Origin of the sequence: Paraburkholderia sp. WC7.3g, from assembly GCF_050436345.1 — a bacterium.
Taxonomy (GTDB): Bacteria; Pseudomonadota; Gammaproteobacteria; order Burkholderiales; family Burkholderiaceae; genus Paraburkholderia; species Paraburkholderia podalyriae.
This window is the reverse complement of record NZ_JBNDMA010000004.1, coordinates 1,705,023-1,725,436: the sequence shown is the minus strand read 5'-3', so window position 1 is coordinate 1,725,436 and position 20,414 is coordinate 1,705,023. Positions and strand designations below refer to the sequence as shown.

General features: G+C 60.4%; 16 protein-coding genes, 2 pseudogenes and 1 riboswitch. Of the genes and pseudogenes, 12 read left to right on the top strand and 6 right to left on the bottom strand.

Annotation, left to right across the window (positions count from 1 at the left end):
- Nucleotides 1-42: 42 nt before the first annotated feature.
- From OKW43_RS41510 to OKW43_RS41495, 4 genes are all read left to right on the top strand, one after another.
- Complete coding sequence (locus OKW43_RS41510; RefSeq protein ID WP_429454642.1) at nt 43-1,698, top strand: glycoside hydrolase family 68 protein; 1,656 nt, start codon at nt 43-45, stop codon at nt 1,696-1,698.
- Between the two features lie 83 nt (nt 1,699-1,781).
- A complete protein-coding gene (locus tag OKW43_RS41505) occupies nt 1,782-2,069 on the top strand; it encodes a GntR family transcriptional regulator (RefSeq protein ID WP_429454640.1) in 288 nt (95 codons plus the stop codon).
- 49 nt (nt 2,070-2,118) lie between these two features.
- Nucleotides 2,119-3,747, top strand: a complete 1,629-nt coding sequence (locus OKW43_RS41500) for a glycoside hydrolase family 32 protein (RefSeq protein ID WP_429454638.1) — start codon at nt 2,119-2,121, stop codon at nt 3,745-3,747.
- A gap of 766 nt (nt 3,748-4,513) precedes the next feature.
- Nucleotides 4,514-5,173, top strand: coding sequence for a TetR/AcrR family transcriptional regulator (locus tag OKW43_RS41495; RefSeq protein WP_187638504.1), 660 nt, complete (start codon nt 4,514-4,516; stop codon nt 5,171-5,173).
- A gap of 174 nt (nt 5,174-5,347) precedes the next feature.
- On the opposite strand, the pseudogene OKW43_RS41490 reads toward OKW43_RS41495, so the two are convergent.
- Nucleotides 5,348-5,785, bottom strand: a pseudogene (locus tag OKW43_RS41490) (transposase); the annotation flags it as partial.
- A 372-nt stretch (nt 5,786-6,157) separates the two neighbouring features.
- Between OKW43_RS41490 and OKW43_RS41485 the strand changes: the two are divergent.
- Nucleotides 6,158-6,493 (top strand): hypothetical protein, encoded by a 336-nt coding sequence (locus OKW43_RS41485; protein ID WP_187638506.1) that lies wholly within the window; start codon nt 6,158-6,160, stop codon nt 6,491-6,493.
- A gap of 197 nt (nt 6,494-6,690) precedes the next feature.
- Nucleotides 6,691-6,774: riboswitch (ZMP/ZTP riboswitch) on the top strand.
- Between the two features lie 358 nt (nt 6,775-7,132).
- On the opposite strand, the gene OKW43_RS41480 is transcribed toward OKW43_RS41485, so the two are convergent.
- From OKW43_RS41480 to OKW43_RS41470, 3 genes are all read right to left on the bottom strand, one after another.
- Entirely contained in the window at nt 7,133-7,564 is a 432-nt protein-coding gene (locus OKW43_RS41480; protein ID WP_429454635.1) for a nuclear transport factor 2 family protein, read from the bottom strand.
- 99 nt (nt 7,565-7,663) lie between these two features.
- Nucleotides 7,664-8,143, bottom strand: a complete 480-nt coding sequence (locus tag OKW43_RS41475; RefSeq protein WP_187638508.1) for a MarR family winged helix-turn-helix transcriptional regulator — start codon at nt 8,141-8,143, stop codon at nt 7,664-7,666.
- A 105-nt stretch (nt 8,144-8,248) separates the two neighbouring features.
- Nucleotides 8,249-8,452: an alpha/beta fold hydrolase gene (locus OKW43_RS41470; protein WP_376776493.1), complete on the bottom strand. Its 204-nt coding sequence runs from the start codon at nt 8,450-8,452 to the stop codon at nt 8,249-8,251.
- 36 nt (nt 8,453-8,488) lie between these two features.
- Between OKW43_RS41470 and OKW43_RS41465 the strand changes: the two genes are divergently transcribed.
- From OKW43_RS41465 to OKW43_RS41435, 7 genes and pseudogenes are all read left to right on the top strand, one after another.
- Complete coding sequence (locus tag OKW43_RS41465; RefSeq protein WP_429454633.1) at nt 8,489-9,388, top strand: alpha/beta hydrolase; 900 nt, start codon at nt 8,489-8,491, stop codon at nt 9,386-9,388.
- Nucleotides 9,389-9,968: 580 nt separating this feature from the next.
- Nucleotides 9,969-10,235, top strand: a pseudogene (locus tag OKW43_RS41460) (IS110 family transposase); the annotation flags it as partial.
- A gap of 810 nt (nt 10,236-11,045) precedes the next feature.
- Nucleotides 11,046-12,026, top strand: coding sequence for an ABC transporter substrate-binding protein (locus OKW43_RS41455; RefSeq protein WP_187638511.1), 981 nt, complete (start codon nt 11,046-11,048; stop codon nt 12,024-12,026).
- 30 nt (nt 12,027-12,056) lie between these two features.
- Nucleotides 12,057-13,094, top strand: coding sequence for a Rieske 2Fe-2S domain-containing protein (locus OKW43_RS41450; protein ID WP_429454630.1), 1,038 nt, complete (start codon nt 12,057-12,059; stop codon nt 13,092-13,094).
- 4 nt (nt 13,095-13,098) lie between these two features.
- The gene (locus tag OKW43_RS41445; protein ID WP_187638513.1) at nt 13,099-13,923 is read left to right on the top strand and encodes an ABC transporter ATP-binding protein; all 825 of its coding nucleotides are present in this window, start codon (nt 13,099-13,101) and stop codon (nt 13,921-13,923) included.
- A gap of 29 nt (nt 13,924-13,952) precedes the next feature.
- Complete coding sequence (locus OKW43_RS41440) at nt 13,953-14,768, top strand: ABC transporter permease (RefSeq protein ID WP_187638527.1); 816 nt, start codon at nt 13,953-13,955, stop codon at nt 14,766-14,768.
- Nucleotides 14,769-14,778: 10 nt separating this feature from the next.
- Nucleotides 14,779-16,203, top strand: coding sequence for an amidohydrolase family protein (locus OKW43_RS41435; RefSeq protein WP_429454628.1), 1,425 nt, complete (start codon nt 14,779-14,781; stop codon nt 16,201-16,203).
- Nucleotides 16,204-16,788: 585 nt separating this feature from the next.
- Here the strand turns inward: OKW43_RS41435 and OKW43_RS41430 are convergent.
- Together OKW43_RS41430 and OKW43_RS41425 are read right to left on the bottom strand one after the other, a co-directional pair.
- Entirely contained in the window at nt 16,789-19,815 is a 3,027-nt protein-coding gene (locus tag OKW43_RS41430) for an ankyrin repeat domain-containing protein (protein WP_429454626.1), read from the bottom strand.
- Nucleotides 19,816-19,977: 162 nt separating this feature from the next.
- On the bottom strand, nt 19,978-20,310 hold the full coding sequence (locus OKW43_RS41425; RefSeq protein WP_187638516.1) for a hypothetical protein: 333 nt from the start codon (nt 20,308-20,310) through the stop codon (nt 19,978-19,980).
- Nucleotides 20,311-20,414: the final 104 nt, after the last annotated feature.

Below are 20,414 nucleotides of genomic sequence, written 5' to 3'. Positions count from 1 at the left end.
TTGCTCAGCTACTTTTTTCGACCCTTTCAGGAAGCGAACCCTATGAATTCACTTCGATCCCCGCAAAAGATCTCGAACCGTGCCCGCCTGCGGACCAGCCTCATCTCCGGCTCGCTACTCGCAGCGGCTGCGGTACCGGCGCTCGCCCAATCCACCGGCGCGGGATTTCCCGCACCGACCCCGCACTCGCAGCAGGCCTACGACCCGGAGGATAGTTTCACTATGCGCTGGACGCGCGCCGACATCCGTCAGATCAAGGCGCAGTCCCACACCGCGACGGCTGCGGACAAGAACTCATTGCCCGCCTCGCTGACCATGCCGGACATCGCCCAGGACTTCCCGCTGATCAATCCGAACGTATGGGTCTGGGATACGTGGCCGCTGGCCGACCTGCGCGCGAACCAGTTGAGTTACAACGGCTGGGAAGTGATCTTTTCGCTGACGGCGGATCCGCACGCGGGCTATACGTTCGACGACCGCCACGTGCACGCGCGTATCGGCTTCTTCTATCGGCCGGCGGGGATTCCGGCGTCGCAGCGTCCGGCGGATGGCGGCTGGACGTGGGGCGGCCATCTCTTTCCGGACGGGGCAAGCGCCAAGGTCTTCGGCACCGCGCCGATGACAAACAATGCGGAATGGTCCGGCTCCGCGCGTTTGATGAACGGTAACAACGTGAGCCTCTACTACACGGCGCTGTCGTTCAACCGCTCGGGCGCGGGCGGGCAGGACATCACGCCGCCAATCGCGATCATCACGCGCACGGACGGCCACATTCATGCAGACGATAAACACGTCTGGTTCGATGGTTTCGACAACCACCAGGCGCTGCTGCAGCCCGACGGCCAGATGTATCAAACGGGGCAGCAGAACACCTACTATTCGTTCCGCGATCCCTTCGTTTTCACCGATCCGGCTCATCCGGGCAAGACGTACATGGTGTTCGAAGGCAACACGGGCGGGCCGCGCGGCGCACGCACCTGCACCGAAGCGGATCTGGGTTATGCGCCCAACGATCCATATCGTGAAGACCTGAATACCGTGATGAACTCGGGCGCTGTCTACCAGAAGGCGAACGTCGGTCTTGCAGTCGCGACCGACAAAAACCTCACGCAGTGGAAGTTCCTGCCGCCGCTCCTGTCGGCGAACTGCGTGGACGATCAGACCGAGCGCCCGCAGATCTATATGAAGGACGGCAAGTACTACCTGTTCACGATCAGTCACCGGGGAACGATGGCCGCGGGTGTGGACGGTCCGGACGGCGTGTACGGTTTCGTCGGCAACGGCATCCGCAGCGACTTCCTGCCGCTGAACCAGGGCAGCGGTCTTGTGCTCGGCAATCCGACCGACTTCGATATGCCGGTCGGCGCGCCTTATGCGCAGGACCCGAACCAGAATCCGCGCGCGTTCCAGTCGTACTCGCACTACGTCATGCCAGGCGGCCTCGTCGAGTCGTTCATCGACGCGATCGGCCCGCGCCGCGGCGGCACGCTCGCGCCGACTGCGAAGATCAGCATCAGCGGCATCTCGACCTCTGTCGACCGGTCGTACGGCAAGGGCGGGCTGGGCGGCTATGGCGATATTCCGGCGAACCTGCCGGCGAACGGCAACGGCAACGGCAACGGCAACGGCAACGGCAACGGCAACGGCAACGGCAACGGCAACGGCAACGGCAACGGCAACGGCAACGGCGCCCAGTAAGTCTGTCTATCGTCCGTGGGCGGATGGCGGTCCGATCTGCCATCCGCCCACGAAATCACCAACGCGAGTATGAGCGAGGCGCCATGAGCAGATGGATTCCGGATCTGTCCGCGCACGGCGGCCCCGCGTATCTCGCCATAGCGGATGAAATCGAAACGGCGATACGCGCCGGGGGCTTCAAGGCCGGCGACCGCTTGCCGTCGCAGCGCATGCTCGCCGATTTCCTCGGCCTGCACTTGAACACGGTGAACCGCGCCATGCGCGAGACGGCGCGCCGCGGGTTGACCACGGGCAGCGCCCGCCGCGGCACCATCATTCGCGGGTCGTCGCTCCACGAGGCGCATCGATCGCGCTTTCCGGAGGCGGCATGACGCTACGTCTTCCGTCTTCCGCCTTGTAGCACCGAGGAAACGACCACTCATGCATGAACTGCTGTATCCCTTCTTTCTTTTCCAACGCTCGCTGGCGGCCTGGCTTTTTGGCGCGCTGGCCGTTTCAGCCGCGGCCTGCGCCGCATCGCCGACTCCATCCGCCACGGCACAAGCCGCCGATGTCGGCACGCCGCAATGGCGTTCGGTGCTTCACTACACGCCGCAGCGCAACTGGATGAACGATCCAAACGGGCTGGTGTACTACAAGGGCCTTTATCATCTGTTCTATCAGTACAATCCGAACGGCAATTTCTGGGGCGATATGTCGTGGGGACATGCCACCAGTCGCGACCTGATGCACTGGCATGAACAACCGGTTGCCATGCGCGCGGAGGAAACGGAAGAGATCTTCTCGGGTTCGATTGTCGTAGACGCGCACAATACGTCGGGTTTGGGCGCGGCGAATTCGCCGCCTCTGGTGGCGCTTTACACGAGCATGTACAAAGCCGGCTCCGGGCATGAGGCCGGCACCCAGGCGCAATCGCTTGCATACAGTACTGACGACGGCAAGACATGGCGACAGTATTCGCGCAATCCCGTGCTGACGCTCGATCCGGAATCCAAAAACTTTCGTGATCCTAAGGTGTCGTGGTACGCGCAGGGCGGCTACTGGCTGATGACCACCGTTGTCGCGGACGCGCACGTGGTCAAGATCTACCGCTCGAATAACCTGATCGACTGGACATTCCTGAGCGACTTCAGTCTTCTCGGCGTTCCTCATCGAGAAGCGCTCTGGGAAATGCCGGATCTATTTCCGCTTCTGCTCGACGGCGATAGTCGCCAGCAGAAGTGGGTCATGATTCTCAACGTCAATCCATGGTCGATTGCCGGTGGATCCGGCGCGATGTATTTCGTCGGCAACTTCGACGGTAAGACGTTCACGCCGGAGCATGTGCCGACGGCAGGTGCGGATCCCGCGGACTATCAGTGGCTCGATCACGGCGCCGACTATTACGCAGCCGGGACCATCACCAACGCTCCGGGCGGCGACGCAATCACGCTAGGCTGGATGAGCAACTGGGACTACGCCCAGCAGGTGCCCACCACACCATGGAAGGGAGCGATGGCGCTGCCGCGCTTGCTCGCACTCAAGACCGTCGGCGGCGTGCCGCGACTCATCTCTACGCCAATCGAGCAATACGCGCGCCTCTTGCGCGAAGATAAGACCCCGCGCGTGAACACATTCAGCGTGTCGTCGGCGACGCAGCAGCTTGCTGTATCCACGCGAGGCATCGTGCAGAACATCGCTTTGACGATTAGCCCACATTCCGCCCGGCGTGCCGGCATCATCGTAAGGGGCTCGGAGAATGGAGAGGTCGGCACCCGTATTTTCTACGACACGACTAGCCGGACATTGACACTCGACCGTTCGAAGTCTGGAGAGACCGGTTTTTCGAACGCATTCAGCAAGCAGCACATCGTCAATCTGCCGTTGGAGAACGGCAAGCTGCCGCTCACCATCGTAGTCGACAGGAACTCGGTGGAAGTATTCGCCGATCACGGCCGCAGAGTCATCACCGATCTCATCTTTCCGGCGTCGACCGACAACCGGATCTCGGTATTTGCCGACGACGGCGAAGCGACGTTCAGCGACATCGCCGTGACGAATCTTCTTTAGTCGGCGATCGGTATCAGCGCGCAGCGTCTACGCGTTGTGGAAATATGCTGATGAGGGGCTCGAGCAATTGACATGTTTAATTCGCGTCCCGGAATCCATTGCCCAGCAAGCTTTCAGGGCATTTAATGCAGTGGGGTCCTGCGAGTTGACAATTTTAATGTCCCAACGTTGACAACTTTATTGCGCTCTACGCCTGCGGACCCGCTCACGCTGCCAGCGCGTAAGCACGCATCGCAGGCCGTGCCGATGAGGGCGGGAACACGCACCAAAATCCGTCATCATGACGGAAAAAGAAGAGTGTCAGCGAGCCCGTGTCGCGCAACGACTCAACCCGTACGCAACGACCGTGGCCCGACTTCGCACGACTGTACCGAGTCAGGCGAACCGGCGCGGACGGAGTTGGCGCAACCCATTTTTCGATGAGCCAACGCAACGATTTCTCCTGGGTGTCCATCACTACTGCTCCTTCAACCAACTTGCCGTTGATGCCGCCCGTCTGTCTGCGATGTTTTATTGGTCTCATGACCAAATACTAGCGGTCAAATGACCAATATTCAAGCTCGATTTTTTGAAAGGGAAAGTACTGATAAGTAAGATGATCTAGCGCCTGTGAAGTAACTACCACATTGCAACTCTGCGCCTTAGGCCTGCCTAACGATCATTCTGTCTATGCTTAATTGGTTTTTTGACCTACGATGAATAGGTCATGTGACAGAGAGCGATAGCCGCGAGGGCTCGCAATCGATACTGAAGGAATGGAGCGGGGATGAAGGACATCACCATTACATCGGCACAGATGCTTGGCACGGATTCAGCAACTGAGCTCAAGCATCGAGGCAATCGAGTGACGCGCGTGCCGGAGATCATCGAAGTTTCGATGAACGTCTTCGCGACCTTGGGGAACGCGGGGTTCACCCAACGCAAGGTCGCGAGCGATGCGGGCATTCGCTTGAGTACATTGCAGCACTACTTCGGTACTCGGGAAGACCTGCTAAGAGCCACGCTGAAGGCAATGGCGGACCGTTACATCGAGCTTTTTCGCGCCCTTGCGAAAGACAAGCTGCTATCGCCTGAAGCCCGCCTTGATGCGATCATGGATGAGACGTTCGCCGGAATCATGGCACCCGATGCCAGAACCGCCGCGTTCGCTCTCGAACACTGGAGTCTCGCTGAGCGTGAGGATTTTGCGCGCAAGCTTTCGGCGGAAATCACCGCTGAATTCCAGGACATATTCACGGGCCTCGTTGCGAAAATCAACCCTGCGCTGACGTCGGGGGAATGTGCGCTTCGCGGCGCGCTGCTCGTATCGCAATTGCAAGGTTTGCTCGTTTTCCTTCGGCGCGCCGGGGACAACGCACCCGATCCGAACGCATTTCTGGCGGCGGCTAAAGTCGTTTGGAAGGCATTGAGCAAGGCGCCGCAGTAGCGTCTTGTTCGCTACCGCTTGGCGAGTGTCGCCATCATTTCATTCAACTAGTACTACTGTATTAACAACCAGGCGGTTTTCCGGCCGCAGCACGGGCACCGTTCAAGGCAAGCAAGTAAGGCGGCGGCAAGTTCCAATCGCGACGTTGTGATGGAATCCGCCACGTGTCGCTGCTTACGTAGGGGCGGCCCGGGGCCGGAAGCCTTCGGGTAAGGAAGACACCTCGCCGAGTAACCGATGAACTCGAGTTTTTTGCACCACCAAACGTTCGGTGACGAGAAAGCCGTAGGTCGCGATGCACTGCGTCGCGTGGTGGTGAAAGCCGCGCCAGCCGCGTCCCTCGAAATGCTCCAAGCCGAGTTCCTGCTTGAGCTCCTGGTAATCGCGCTCAATACGCCAGCGCAGTTTTGCGAGTCGCACGAGTTCCTTGATAGGCGTATCAGCCGGCAACGTACTGAGGAAGTACGTGGTCGGCTCGACTTCTGCTTTGGGCCACTCGATGAGCAACCATTGCGCCGCGCTGGTCTCGCCTGATCGGGCTGCGCGGGAGGCGCAATACACCCGTATCGCCGCAAAGCACGACGACAGGGCGGCGTTGGCGCCTTGCTGCCAACCATCCTAAGTGATACGGATAACCGTTTGCTTCGCGTCGAGAGCGCTAGTTCGCTCATGCGGGAAACTGCCGTCCGGCTGCTTAACGCCGCCGCCGTCAGCAATCCTCGACATTACTGACGTAAGCCCCGGTCCGCCCGAATGTCGGCAAAGGTCGACGGGACTGGCAAGTTACCGGGCAGGTTTCCGATGCGAACCAGCCATTCGAGTGGCTGCTTCGTGGGTTGGGCGAACGGCAGAAACTGGCCGTCTTTTGCCTGTCGTTGCCCAGCATCCGATCCCTTTCAAGAGCGAGCACAAGCACCCTGCCATTACGGCTTTCGGGGTCACAATGGAGCTACACTGAAAGAGCAATCGAAGCGGGAGAAAGCCATGGCAAACTCTGACCCTACAAGCACCTTCCGAGGGCTGCCGCTTACCGCGGAACAGGACGCGGAAGTAAGGCACTACATAAAGGTCCGAACGCAGCGTGGCCTGCCGTGGGATACAGCAGAACTGAACGCGATGCTCAAAGACATGCTGCAGCCCCCAAACGACGGCAACGACGAATTCGATGCCCCGGCAGACGAAATGAAAGCTGCCGCCGAGCGCGCAATGGCGTCGGTCGACGAAGCGATGGAACCCATCGAGGCGGGCGAGGAACGGAATGCGGCCATGGAGTCGGAAAGCATGAAAGGGCCCAGGCGATTAAACGGCAAGCAATGGTGACGCTCGCTTCCTGGCAGCACCGATACAGGGGCGATTACGACGCGTACCTCATGGGTGCGGTGCGCGGATCTTCACAGTCTGATCGCTTACGGTTCGCAACTGCCCGGTGGTGGAATAATCCTTCACTGAGCGGCAATGGAAACACCCACTCAGATTCGGGATATCGCCGCTGATTTATTTTTCCGGTGCAATAGTCTTCGTTCTCATGTGACTGGCGCATATAGGTAGGGCACTCTCGGGGGACATGAGGTCCTTGGCCGCCGTGCGCTTGGGCATCACCTACCATCTTTGAAGAGGGGTTATGCCTGATTTCGCAATCTGTTCACGTTCGGTATTCCGCGGCCACGCTGCGCGCGTTAGCGGACCTGATTGCCTCACATGAATTCCTGGCGGCGTATAGCGACAGCCAGGTTGGGTGAAAGCGCCGCTAGCCCGCGTGGAGAGTCGATCGACGTCAATGACTCGAACCGTCTGGACGGTGATTCCCGAAGCTTTGCATGTCGCGCGCCGCGTTTCTCGGAATGTCGAACAGGAAGCAGACAACGGTAACGGCGTGCGCATTGCGCCGAGCAAAAATCTGCAGCATCTCAACAACCATCCGGCGCTCGGAACGTCAAATCCAGTATCCCGCTTGTATCCTCAAGTCAGAATAAGTTTCGGGTAACGGCGCGGTTCACGGCCTTCGAGGACATCACGCCCCCGCGCTGTATCTGCGTATATGCAGCCATAAGTTATTTTGCCGTCATCGCTCACTTTGAAGAGGAAAAGATGCTCGTTCTCCATTGAGAACCCCGTCTTTGTTTTCGCGCGTGCAACCACAGGCACGAAGATGTAGCCGTCAGCCTCAACGACCGTCCTCAGGTCATAATTGAAGTACTCGTATTCTTTGTACACGTGCGCCCAGAATGAGAGAAATTCCTCCTTTCCCGTGTACTTTCCCCCATACGGCCGCGAATCTGAAAATTCGAACTCGACATCATCGGCTAACGCGGCAACCAGGTCAGTTCTGTCGTTACGCTCGAATCCGGTGAATGCCTTCCTGCATGCATCAACAAGGTGTTGCTCGCTCATTCTCGTCTCCAGTAAATATGTTGATACGCTTCTGTCAATCCAAAAGGTCCGACACGTCTACCGGCCGCAAGATTGTCCGCTTTCGTATCTCAGGCCGTACTACGCTTGAGCGTCGACTGAACTGTCTGCCCAAGGGTCAAACCCACTGTCCAGCACCGCTCGCAAGGCATCTCGAAGACGTGCAGCAGGTGACGCGCCGTACGCACCCTCGAACTTCGACTGAGCTTCGCTCCACAGCGGCAGGGCCATTTTGTATCTTGCGAGCCCCGCCTTCGTCACGACCGCCTGCTTCGAGCGCCGGTCCTCGCCCGGAACGATATCGATCAATCCGTCCCGCTCTAACGGTTTCAGGTTCGAGGTCAGTGTCGTCCGATCCATGGCCATTTTTCCGGCCAACTCGCCCATCGCGAGCGGGCCACCTTTGACGAGCTTGTGAAGAATCGAAAATTGCGTGATCCGAAGCTCGACGGGACTCAACGCCCGGTCATACACCGCGGTCAGATAGCGCGAAGCTTGCCTCGCGGCGAGACAATTGCACCGGCCGTCTATGTTGGGAAGCTTGCCTTCTGTCCTTGTCATTTGCATATTCTCGATAGTTCCTGATTGCGAAAATATACGCCCATATGCTCCTATTGCAACCGAACGTGACCTACGTGACCTACGCGACCTGCGGAAGCATCACCGCTACACTTCCAATAAAAAGTCACATATCGCAGCCGCGGTATCGCCCGGTTGTTCGAGATGCGGCCAATGCCCCGATTGCGCGATCCGCACTAGCCTTGCGGCGGGGAAACAGGCATGAGCCATCGCGTCAATCGCATCAATCGGCACTACCGGATCCTCTTGAGCGCCGAAGGAGTACAGGACCGGCGTAGCCGCACGGACCATTGCCCAAGGGATCCCCGCCGCTGAACGAACACGAAGATGAACAAGCGCAGAGACATCGAATTCAAAACCCGGGACGGTCTAACATTGCGAGGCTGGCTGTTTGTGCCTGAAGGAGACGGAACACGCTTCCCTGCGATTTCAATGTCGCATGGATTTGCCGCAGTCAAGGAACACGGACTCGCGCCGTTCGCCGAGGCTTTCGCCGATGCCGGATTTGTTGTGCTGGTCCATGACCATCGCAACTTTGGGGCAAGCGATGGTCTCCCGCGTCAGGACATCGACCCGTGGGTACAGGTTAACGACTGGCGTTGCGCGATCTCCTGGCTGGAGACTCGCCCCGAAGTCGATGCCGATCGGATTGGCATTTGGGGAAGCAGTTACAGCGGGGGACACGCTCTCGTTCTGGGCGCCACTGATCGACGGTTGAAGTGCGTCGTATCGCAGGTGCCGACAATCAGCGGATATGAACAGGGCCGGCGTCGGGTTTCGCCGGACGCTTTACCCGCATTTGAACAACTGCAGTTGGATGATCTGCGCGCACGGCATCGCGGCGAATCGCCCCGGATACAAGCCGTCGTCAGCGGCAATCCAGCCGAACTCGCGGCCTACCGCGCGCCCGACTCGGTCGCATTCTACACGCAAGCACTTCCAGAAGGCGCATGGAGCAACACCGTCACGCTGCGCTCGACATTTGCCGCGCGCATGTATGAGCCGGGTATATGGGCCGAGCGTATTTCGCCTACGCCGCTACTCATGATTGTCGCGACGCACGATGGTGTAACGATGACGGATCTCGAGTTGCAAGCCTACGAGCGTGCGCTACAACCTAAGCGCCTGAAACTGATTCCCGGCGGGCACTTCGATCCTTACGGGGCGAGTTTGGACGAAGCCCGTTTAGCGGCGACCGCGTGGTTTCTTGAACATCTTGATCATTGAATTCGCTCCAGACATTTTTCGACCCGGCTACAGCTACTCTGCCGGCATCTAAACGGCTACTAACGCTTCAATCAGTCAACGCTTCAATCAGCCGTATTCATGGCGGCGCCTGGATACGGCATCAACTCCACGGAGACATCATGCCAGTTTTTCACGCCCACATTCCCACCGGTCGATTTTCGAAGGAGAGAATTTCTCTTTTGGTCGGGGCATATCACAACTGGCGGAAGGTGCGCCGCGCTGGTAACCGCCCCGGCCAGCGAGACGCGACGACAGAGACCATACCGCAGTCGCAGGGAAGGGCGGTATGGCCAATACAAGGTCGACGCCAATTGTCAGAGAACTGGCGATGTCTATAGGCGACGGAACAACGTTCAACGGCTCTGTCAGGAAAGGATGTAGAACACCTGCGCATCGCCCGAGCGATACCTTCGAGTTTGTGAACGGCTTCGTCCGTTGGATCCTTTGTATAGAGCTCGCCACGCTCCGCGCTGTACCAAAGCGGAAACGTTGTGCCTTTGACCGTTACGGCAAACTCCATTGGCCCGTTCGCAGGATCGCTCGCCACTTGCGGGTCGACGCGCGGTGCGTGGACAGGCAGCGCATGAGCAACGGCAAGGGCGAGGGCAATACCAGAAACGCCACTCCATACCTGTGCTGGGCATTCATCGAGGCGGCCAACTTCGCGATGCAATTTAGCACCGAAGCCCGGCAATTCTACGAGCGCAAGAAAGCCAGGACAAATCCGGTGGTCGCGCGCAAGGCACTGGCACACAAGCTGGCGCGTGCGTGCTTCCACATGCTGAAGGAGCGAAAGCCATTTGATGTGAACCGCTGCTTCGCGTAAAAGTTGCGACGGCGACCGGCAAGCCCTGATCGTTGACTGGCGAGCAGCCACCCAATTGAATGGAATACCGTGCCGCCGTCCCCCGAAGTGCAGCAAAGCGGATCGCCCGCAACGTGAGCCAGCCCTGGATTGGTGCCGGACGTTTGGCAACCACGAGTATTGTGCGAACCCAGTGGACGCGTTGCGGCACCAACGTTCTTCTGGGGCGGCAGAGCCGCCAGGGCGACAGGCAACCGATGTCTCTTCATGGCCATCCAACCTCGACAGCCAGCGATCGGCGGCACGCGACGGCTATATCGGTCATCCACATAAGCCGCCTATCCGGTCCAGATGCGCGGTGGCGCTCGCATACCCATTGCCCCCGAAATCCGTCATGTACTGGTTAATTGGCTTGGCCGAATCCAATCCGGGCTCCGTGAGGGCCAAAGGCGTTCCTTGACAGTGCGCCCATGCCCCACGATTGGGCGCCGCTGCCCCTGTATCGCCGGCTCGGACAGGCTTGCAACGACACGAGGTACGCCAGTCCGGCAACGAACGTCTGGCATGGATATCGCTTAAAGCGTTGCAGAGTATAAGCAACTAGCGTCGGCGTATCTGACCGGCGTGGGGCATTGCTCTTGGGGCGCATCGCGCGCCTACGTCGACCAGCCTCGACGTTCGAACGGAATCGTCCGGATTCCGTCGACAGGAAGCGTTGCGTTAATCGCCCCGAATCTTCCTCGATCGTCATCCGGCACGCCGGGCGCATCGTGCCCGACACGTTCTTACGTCCGCATGGTCTTCCTACGTTCTAACAGGGGAGCCCTTTTCATGCGCGTATTGCATCGCATCCTGAGCAGCATCGTTCTGGCCGCGAGTATCGGTTCGACGACATCGGCGCATGCCGACGATCACATCATCATCCTGACGAGCTGGTATGCGCAGGCCGAGCACGGCGGCTTCTATCAGGCGCAGGCCACGGGCCTCTACAAGAAAGCCGGGCTCGACGTCACGATCAAGATGGGCGGCCCGCAGGTCAACGGCATGCAGTTGCTCGTCGGCGGCCAGGCCGACTTCATTCTCGGCTACGACTTCCAGGTGCTGTCGAGCGTCGAGGCGGGAATTCCGGTGACGACGGTCGCCGCCTCGTTCCAGTTCGACCCGCAAGGCATGCTCACGCACGACGACGTGAAGAGCCTCGCGGACCTCAAAGGCAAGACGATCCTCGTCGCGGGCTCGGGCCGCGCGTCGTGGTGGCCCTGGCTCAAGGAGAAGTATGGCTATAGCGACGGTCAGACGCGTCCCTATACGTTCAACCTCCAGCCGTTCTTCGCTGATGCGAACGTCGCGATGCAGGCGTATCCGTCATCCGAGACGTTCCAGGCCGATCGCGCGAAGGTGAAGACGCACTTTTTCCTTTTTGCCGACGCCGGCTATCCGCCCTACAACACCACCATCGTCGGCATGAAGAAGACTCTTGCCGAGAAGCCCGATGTCGTCGCGCGCTTCGTGAAGGCATCGATGGAAGGCTGGAAAAGCTATCTCGCCGATCCGGCGCCGGGCAACGCGCTCATCAAGAAGGACAATCCCGAGATGACCGATGCGCAGCTCGCGTTCGGCGTGGCGCAACTGAAGAAACTGAAGCTCGTGACGGGCGGAGATGCATCGACGCTCGGCATCGGCGCCATGACCGACACGCGCTGGAAGAAGACCTACGACTACATGGTCGGCGCGAAGCTGCTCAAGGCGAGCACCGACTACAAGAGCGCCTATACGCTGCAGTACATCCAGAACGCGAAGGTCATGCCCTGAGCGGGCGTCACGGGATCAAGGAGTCCGATCATGCTGGTCACACGTCAGAAAGTCCTGCGCCGCTTCTGGTACGCGGTCATGCCGATCTCGCAACTGGACCAAGGTCCGCAGCCGTTCACGCTGCTTAACGAACCGATCGTCCTGTGGAAAGGCGCGGGCGGCAAGCCGCATGCGCTGCGCGACCGCTGTTGCCATCGCACGGCGAAGCTGTCGAAGGGATTCGTCGATGCCGATGGCAACATCGCCTGCGGCTATCACGGCTGGACCTACGACTGCAGCGGCAAGTGCGTGCGCATTCCGCAAAACGCAGGCGGCGAGATTCCCTCGCGCGCGATCGTGCAGTCGTATCACTGCGAGGAGCGCTACGGTTACGCGTGGGTTGCGCTCGACGATCCGCTGCAGCCGATTCCCGAATTTGCCGAGGAAGCCGCACCGGGCTACCGGCGCATCCTGCAGTTCTACGAACAGTGGAACACGAGCGCGCTGCGCATGATGGAGAATTCGTTCGACAACTCGCACTTCAGCTTCGTGCACAAGTCGAACTTCGGTCTCTTCGACGATCCGAAGCCATCGAAGTACGAGTTCCGTCCGAACGAATGGGGCTTTGAGGCCGAGACGCGCGTGCCGATCCGCAATCCGCAAGCGAGCTTCCGCATCACGGGCACCACCGACGGCATCACAGAGCGCCATCTGATGAACCGATGGTACATGCCGTTCGCGCGGCGCTTCGGCTGCATGTATCCGGCAAGCGGCATGCATCACATCATCTACAACTGCGCGACGCCGATCGACGACAGGACGATGATGCTCGTGCAATGGCTCTATCGCAACGACACCGAAGCGCAATGTTCGACCCAGGAGCTGATCGACTGGGACCGGCCGATCACCGATGAAGACCGCGAGATTCTCGAAGCTACCGACTACGACGCGTGCATCGACGTGCGCCGCCAGCAGGAATGCCACATGGCGTCCGATCAGCCGGGACTGCTGATGCGCCGCATGCTGCTCAAGCTACTCGAAGAGCATGGCGAGCGCGAAGTGTTCCGCATCGATACAGAGGAGGCATGAAGCCATGAGCGATGACAGCAAGGACACGGCGCTCGCCGTCCAGCGTGTCGACAAGGTCTATCCGAACGGCACGATCGCACTGGACGATGTGCGCTTCACCATCGGCGCGGGAGAATTCGTCTCGCTGCTCGGACCGTCGGGTTGTGGCAAGAGCACGCTGCTCAAGATGTTCGCCGGCATCGAGACACCCACGCACGGTCACATGCGGTGGTGGGGCCAGCCGTTCAGTGTCGTCGGATCAGTCGGGCGGCGCATGTCGATGGTGTTCCAGGAAGCCACGCTGATGCCTTGGGCGTCGATTGCCGACAACGTGCGCCTGCCGCTCGACCTCGCGCACGTACCGCGACGCGAAGCCGATGCGCGGGTCGCCGTTGCGCTTGCGAACGTCGGTCTTGGCGGCTTCGGCAACGTGCGTCCGCGCGAGCTGTCGGGCGGGATGCAGATGCGCGCGTCGCTGGCACGGGCGCTCGTCACGGAACCCGACCTGCTGCTGCTCGACGAGCCATTCGGCGCGCTCGACGAATTCACGCGCAACAAGCTCGATGCCGATCTGCGCGCGCTCTGGAGGAAGCGCGGCATGACCGTGGTGTTCGTCACGCACAGCATCTATGAGGCGGTGTCTCTGTCGGGACGCGTGGTCGTGATGCAGGCGCGGCCCGGGCGTATCATCGCCGACGTGCCGATCGGCGGCCCGGCCGAACGCGACGAAGCGTATCGCGTGTCGGCGCCCTTCATGCAGCATTGCAAGACGCTGTCGGACCTGATCACCGACGCGCATCTGGCATCGAGTGAAGACAGGCAGGTCGATACACAAGGAGCGCAATCATGACCAGTCAGACGCTTGCAACGAAGCCTGCGATGCATCCGAAAGCCGAGCGCCGGCGCAGCCCGCCGCTGTTACAGCGGCCCGGCGTGGCGAAGGCGCTGGCCCCCTGCGTCGTCGGCATATTGATGCTGCTGGTCTGGGAAGGCTGGTGCGCACTCTTCAAGGTGCCGGTGTATCTCGTGCCCGCGCCGCATGACATCGCGCTGCAATTGGTCGCCGATGGTCCGATGCTCGTCATGAGTCTTCTCGCGACGCTCAAGATCACGCTGCTCGCCTTCGCACTCGCGACAGTCCTGGGCGTGGCGGTCGCACTGCTGTTCGCGCAGAGTCCGCTGATCGAGGCGAGCTTTTTTCCTTACGCGATCTTGCTGCAGGTCACGCCGGTTGTCGCGATTGCGCCGCTCATCATCATCTGGGTGAAGGACACGACGTTCGCGCTCGTGATCTGCGCGACGCTCGTCGCGTTGTTCCCTATCATCTCGAACACCGCACTCGGCTTGCGCAGCGTTAATCCGGGCCTTGTCAGCCTGTTTCGCATCAATCGCGCGACACGCTGGCAGACGCTTGTGCGTCTGCGCATCCCGAGCGCGCTGCCGTATTTCTTCGGCGGCTTGCGGATTTCGAGCGGACTTTCGTTGATCGGTGCGGTCGTTGCGGAGTTCGTCGCGGGAACCGGCGGCAGCGGTTCGGGTCTGGCTTATCAGATTCTGCAGGCGGGATTCCAGTTGAACATTCCGCGCCTTTTTGCGGCGCTTTTTCTGATCACGCTGACGGGCGTGGTGCTGTTCGGCATCACCGTGTGGGTCGCGCGCATCGGCTTGCGCGGCTGGCACGAGAGCGAACTCTGAGACCATCGATATGAGCATACTGATTCGCAACGCAGCCGCCATCATGACCGGCGGCGACGGCAGCGCCGAAGAACCGGCGCGCGTCGACGGACCGGACATCCGCATCGAAGGCGAGACGATCGCAGCGATTGGCAGGCTCGCGCCGCGCGAAGGCGAGACGATCGTCGATGCCACCGATTGCGTGGTCTATCCGGCGTGGGTCAACACGCATCATCATCTTTTCCAGTCGCTGCTCAAGGGCGATCCTGCGGGACTCAACGCCTCCCTCACGCCATGGCTCGCCGCGACGCCATATCGCTTTCGCGCGCTCTTCGATGAGAAGCGCTTCCGCCTCGCTGCCCGCATCGGGTTGATCGAACTGATGCGCTCGGGATGCACGACGGTCGCGGACCACAACTATCTGTACTACCCGGGCATGCCGTTCGACAGTTCGGCGATCCTCTTCGACGAAGCGGGCAAGCTCGGCCTGCGCTTCGTGCTGCTGCGCGGCGGTGCGACGCGCACGCGCCAGCTCGAAGCCGAGTTGCCGACCGCGCTTCGGCCCGAATCGCTCGATGCATATATCGCCGATATCGAGCGGCTGGCATCGACTTATCACGATGCCTCGCCGCGCGCGATGCGTCGTGTCGCGATGGCGCCGACCACCGTGCTCTATTCGATCTCGCCGCACGAGATGCGCGAGATCGCCCGCGTCGCGCGCAGGCTCGGCTTGAGGATGCACAGTCATCTGTCGGAGACGGTTGGCTATCAGGACAGCGCGAAGGCGATGCATGGCGCGACGCCCGTCGAGTTCTGCGGCGAATACGACTGGCTCGGCGACGATGTCTGGTACGCGCATCTCGTCAAGCTCGATGCGCGCGAGATCGCGCTGCTCGCCGAGACCGGGACCGGGGTCGCGCATTGTCCGCAATCGAACGGGCGGCTCGGCAGCGGCATTGCGCCGGTGCGCCAGATGGCGGACGCGGGCGTGCCGGTGTCGATCGGCGTCGATGGCGCGGCGTCCAACGAAGCCGCCGACATGATCTCCGAGGTCCACATGGCGTGGCTCGCGCAGCGCGCGCGGCGCGGCATGGCGGCGCAACCTGTCTATCGCGGCGGCACGTTCGAAGGCGGCGCCGACGTCGCTTCGGTGGAAGAGGTCGTGCACTGGGGGACGGCGGGTGGCGCGCGCGTGCTTGGGCTCCAAGGCGTCGGGCGGATTGCGCCGGGCTACTCGGCCGATATCGCCGTGTACCGGCTCGACGATCCCCGCTACTTCGGCCTGCACGATCCGGCGATCGGACCGGTTGCGTCGGGTGGACGGCCGACGGTCGCGGCACTATTCTCGGCCGGACGCTGCGTGGTGGAGGACGATGCCGTGGCGAATGTCGATCTCGGCGAACTGCGACGGCAAGCGCTGGCCGAGGTCAGCGGGATGCTGGCAGAAGTGGCGTAACGGCGGCCCCCGACTGCATCAAGAACTCCCGGAACGCGTTAGCGACGTGAGGCAGGCGCCGCTCCGACATATGCGCGACATGCCACCCTCGCTCAATCGGTGTGGACGGCACGGAAAGCCTCGTTAGGAGTCCAGCCTGGCGCCAATGCGCAACGTGCCGCCCAGTTCGCCGCGCAGCGCCGCCACTTGCTCGCCTGTGACGCGTCGAGCCATCAGATCGACTACGCCTTTCATGCGAAATAGAACCACATCCGTTTCGAGCAGGGCGCGCTATCGATATCGAGCATCGATCGCGGCAGCCGCGAGATCGTCATAGCCGGGACGACAGACGGCCGCCCAATTCTGCCGCGCAGGACGCTCGCATCCGATACGCTCGTGCTCGCGCCTGGCAGCGCTTATGATCAGTTTTATCGTGGTTAGATGAGTCAAGGTCGGCGACGTCTCTGTTTGACCCTGACGTTCCCTTCGATCAGCGGTGACCTCTACGGCCGTTTCTAAGGACGACTCGACGTCTGAATGTCCGAGCGACGGTGCGAGCGAATGGCGCCTCCTGGCCGCATGCCGCCCCAGAGAAATATCGGCAAGTCAATCCTTCTTTCGTCTTTCGATTTCCTGTCTCACACGTTCGATTTCAAGCCGTTTGGCTTCCTTTGTTCCCCATCGTGGCGCTCTGTTCTGGGTGGCTTCGGCGGCTGCACGAATGCGTGCTTTGGCAGCAAGTTGATTGGCTCTGCGGTCGTCCAACTCCCTCATTTTGACCGCTTGCCGCTCGGCGAAGCGTTCAGCCGCGATGGGTGTGGTTCGTTCAGGTAGTCCGGCAAGGACCACAAGCTTGTCGATATTGTTCCAGGTGCTGATCCAGCCGTCGTTGTAGGCAAACTCACTAATCAACGGGAGGTTGAGTGCCGTGTAGATCGGGACCCAGTTTTCTTCTTCGCCCTGGCGGCGACGCACAGCGAGTTTGGGATTGAACTGGTACCGCCCGGTGGATACGCGCAGAAACAGGGATCTATTGTAGGCATAGTCCCTGTCGATTTCGTTCCTCGCCAGCACGCCAGAAAGATGCTGGCGCTTGTTGCGCTCTGGCCGCGCGATGTTAGCGGGTAAGTGTTGCCAGGCATCGAGGATGATTTGGGTCTGGAACGCGCTGTCTGCATTGCCTCGTATCTTGCTGAATCGGGCTTTGAACAATACCCACAGGGTCTGGAACAGAAAGTATTCAGATAGATGCCGGTCGATGCGGACCAAGCGATCACCCGCTCTGACATCAATGCAGGGCGGAGCCAGGCAATCATAGATTGCCGCCAGCGGGCCAGCAGCGAACTTTGCATCGCCAAATGCCTGACGCAAAGCCCAGTGCAGGGCATTGTGACCATAGTGATCGACGGCATCGCGGTCGGCACCGCGCTCCAGCAGGGCTTCCACCAGCGCCACATTTCCTGCAGCAGCTGCGGCCATCAGCGGCGTCTGGTTCATTGGCAGACGATGATCGACGCCATGGTGGTCACACTGCCTGAGAATGTCCTTGAAGCGGTTGGCGAAGAAAGGGACGTAGCTCTTGCGGGCGAACACCGCGCGCTGTTGATCAAAGGTTCGTGCCTGCTCGAATTTCGCCTCGACTGCCAGCCACTGGGCGAGCTGCGGTTCATCGAAGCAGGTGGCATAGTCAAAGAGTTGCTGCTTGCCCTTGTTGCCCGGAGACTGCTCGCGGAAGACCTTGATCAGCAGTTCCCTGACCTTGGCCTCATCGAACACCGGCCACGGCACCGGGACCTGCTTCAAGATGGTGCGGCGGATGGCCTCCGCCTGCTCCTGCTTGCCCTGCAGGTCGAGTTTGCGTGCTTCCTTCTGCCAGTCTTCGAGCGTGGATTGCTTGGCCTCGATCCTGGTCTGGCCGACGATCAGATCCAGCAACCCGAACAGATCATGCCCTGTGTCCGACTCGATCATGTAGATGTTCTTGATGGCGCGCGTCAGCGCTACATACAGGGCATTAACGAAGAATTTATAGACTTCGAGCGACTTGTCACTCTTGTCTTTGGCGCGTTTGTAATCCAGTGTCTCGACCGCCAGATCGGTCTTGGCGATGCCCTCGGCAATGTCGTTGAACTCGCCCCGGTGATCCGATATGAAACGGTAGAGCACGATGTTCTCGTATTCGAGACCCTTGGCTTCGTGGATCGAGAACAACAGCGGCGTGGCAAAGTGCTTGCGGGCGTCGGCCTTGTCCTCATCGCGCATTACCAGGACGGCGAACTGGGCGGATTGGCGAATTTTCTGGTCCAGCTCGCGCTTGGTGGCGTCCTTGTCGGGTATCAGCGTAACCTGGCCGGTCTCGCCGCCGACGGCCTGGACCAGGAAGTTGCTCTCGCGGTCGATGGAGCCGAAGCGCCGCTGCTTGATCTTGAGCAACTGATTGGCGACGCGAGTGGCCTCCAGGCCGTTGCGAAAGTTGGCCATTAGCACGCGCAATTCCTGCCGCTCGGCCATTTTCGGGTCCTTCCAGAACAGGCTCTTGACTTGGCTCCAGGAAAAGAAATTGGGGTGGACAATCTGGTTGGAATCCCCGCAGAGCATGAAATGGCCAGGCTTCTTCATGGTTTTCAGCACGAGCGCGAGTTGCACGGTGGTGATGTCCTGCACCTCGTCAATAACCACGAAGTCGTAGCGCGGCGCAGCCAGCGCTTGCCAGTCCTGGGCGACCAGATTCAGGTCGTAGAGCTTTGCCTCGGCCAGCCAGGCGCGATACTTCTCAAACAGATTGTAGAGTTGGTCGCGCCGTTCTGCGGGAAAGATCGATTGACGCACCCCCAGTGCTTGATACTCGTCGCGCGACAGGACACCGCCCGACCCGGCAGCAATCACGCCGCGAATCTCCTCGAAAGCCTGGTGGGCATCGACATCCTTGAAGTTCTGCCGTATACGGGAGTACCAGCCCGCAAAGTCGCGCCAGCTAGCCTCGCGTCCTGCCGGAACGCGGATCGACTCGACAAACTCCCGGTAGGACAGAAATACGGCATCCTGACCGCTATGCTCGAAACCGTTGGCGTAATAAAGGTCGCGAGCGCTCTGCGCCAGGAAGGCGGAGTGAGTGACGTAGAGGACCTCACCTTCGGCATGCTTCAGCTTTTCAAGCGTCAGTGCGGTCTTGCCGCTGCCAGCGCTGCCGACGACAACCAAGGGAGGTGGCTGTCGGTAAATGGTCTCCTGCGTGTCATCAAACGAGATCGGTTTGTCGAGCAGGTGAATGCCGGTACGCTCGGGATGAAGGTAGCGTAGAGCTTGCGCCTCCCTGATGGCGTCATCAGCGCTGATGTCTGGAATTTTGCTCTCGTCAATCGCCGCGCCGCGCAGGAAACGCGACTTATCGTAGGCGTGATTGGCGATCACTTCCAGCATCAGTGCGCAGACTTCATCTCCGTGGCGCACCAGCGAGAACAACAGCCGGTCGGCGTCATCCAGCTTCGCCCGGTAGAACTTGCCGTGGCTCAGATTGGCGAGCTTCTTGACTTGGGCAGCACGGAAGTCGTGGCGAGCGATGGCCGCGGACACCTTGTCGTAGCTGGCCTTGACGCGTGAGGTGTCGAGGCCTGTGTATTCGAGGATCTTCATGACGCGATGCGGACAAGTACAGGAGCAAGATTCTCTCACAGCCGCCTGGGCTGCCAACCTCTCTAGCAAGTTTCCGGTCATTCTCGAACGGCAGCTATCTGACGGCGGACGCGCTATGGCAGAGTATTTCTTCATGCTGAATGACGGGTTTTGGCGGCGGATTCAAGCGGTCGATGCAACACAATGAACGTCGGTCAGCGCCGGGACTCCTGGCCACGGCCGTGGGAAGAGGGCCCAGTAAGGAGGCTCATCTATCACCTCAAAGTCGTACTCCTGCGGTTTGTCAAAGATGTCGTCGAACATCTCGTTCAGTTCCTGCTGCATGCACTCCAGGTCTCGCACGCTCATGTAGCGCCATTCCTTACAGAAGCGGTGCTCCCCGGCGATGACTTTCCGGGCCGGAAGGTCGATGAGTATCCGATGTGACATGTACGGCTGGCTCGCCCACAGGGACCCCCAGCGACCGACGGCGTACCGGCGAAGCGGCGCACTCATCGAAGCATCCGCGCGACGCCGGCGCTTGATCGTCCTGTGTCGAGATCGTCCACGGTCAGCGCGCTGAGTTCGGCCGCCGTGATGCCAGTGGCAAGCAGCAGCGC

Bases quoted from the DNA above. Each gene is read 5' to 3' on its own strand.
- OKW43_RS41455 (WP_187638511.1), top strand. From the start codon at position 11,046: ATGCGCGTATTGCATCGCATCCTGAGCAGCATCGTTCTGGCCGCGAGT.
- OKW43_RS41435 (WP_429454628.1), top strand. From the start codon at position 14,779: ATGAGCATACTGATTCGCAACGCAGCCGCCATCATGACCGGCGGCGAC.
- OKW43_RS41480 (WP_429454635.1), bottom strand. From the start codon at position 7,564: ATGAGCGAGCAACACCTTGTTGATGCATGCAGGAAGGCATTCACCGGA.
- OKW43_RS41425 (WP_187638516.1), bottom strand. From the start codon at position 20,310: ATGAGTGCGCCGCTTCGCCGGTACGCCGTCGGTCGCTGGGGGTCCCTG.
- OKW43_RS41510 (WP_429454642.1), top strand. From the start codon at position 43: ATGAATTCACTTCGATCCCCGCAAAAGATCTCGAACCGTGCCCGCCTG.
- OKW43_RS41465 (WP_429454633.1), top strand. From the start codon at position 8,489: ATGAACAAGCGCAGAGACATCGAATTCAAAACCCGGGACGGTCTAACA.
- OKW43_RS41430 (WP_429454626.1), bottom strand. From the start codon at position 19,815: ATGAAGATCCTCGAATACACAGGCCTCGACACCTCACGCGTCAAGGCC.
- OKW43_RS41500 (WP_429454638.1), top strand. From the start codon at position 2,119: ATGCATGAACTGCTGTATCCCTTCTTTCTTTTCCAACGCTCGCTGGCG.
- OKW43_RS41470 (WP_376776493.1), bottom strand. From the start codon at position 8,452: ATGGTCCGTGCGGCTACGCCGGTCCTGTACTCCTTCGGCGCTCAAGAG.
- OKW43_RS41475 (WP_187638508.1), bottom strand. From the start codon at position 8,143: ATGACAAGGACAGAAGGCAAGCTTCCCAACATAGACGGCCGGTGCAAT.
- OKW43_RS41485 (WP_187638506.1), top strand. From the start codon at position 6,158: ATGGCAAACTCTGACCCTACAAGCACCTTCCGAGGGCTGCCGCTTACC.
- OKW43_RS41440 (WP_187638527.1), top strand. From the start codon at position 13,953: ATGCATCCGAAAGCCGAGCGCCGGCGCAGCCCGCCGCTGTTACAGCGG.
- OKW43_RS41505 (WP_429454640.1), top strand. From the start codon at position 1,782: ATGAGCAGATGGATTCCGGATCTGTCCGCGCACGGCGGCCCCGCGTAT.
- OKW43_RS41450 (WP_429454630.1), top strand. From the start codon at position 12,057: ATGCTGGTCACACGTCAGAAAGTCCTGCGCCGCTTCTGGTACGCGGTC.
- OKW43_RS41445 (WP_187638513.1), top strand. From the start codon at position 13,099: ATGAGCGATGACAGCAAGGACACGGCGCTCGCCGTCCAGCGTGTCGAC.
- OKW43_RS41495 (WP_187638504.1), top strand. From the start codon at position 4,514: ATGAAGGACATCACCATTACATCGGCACAGATGCTTGGCACGGATTCA.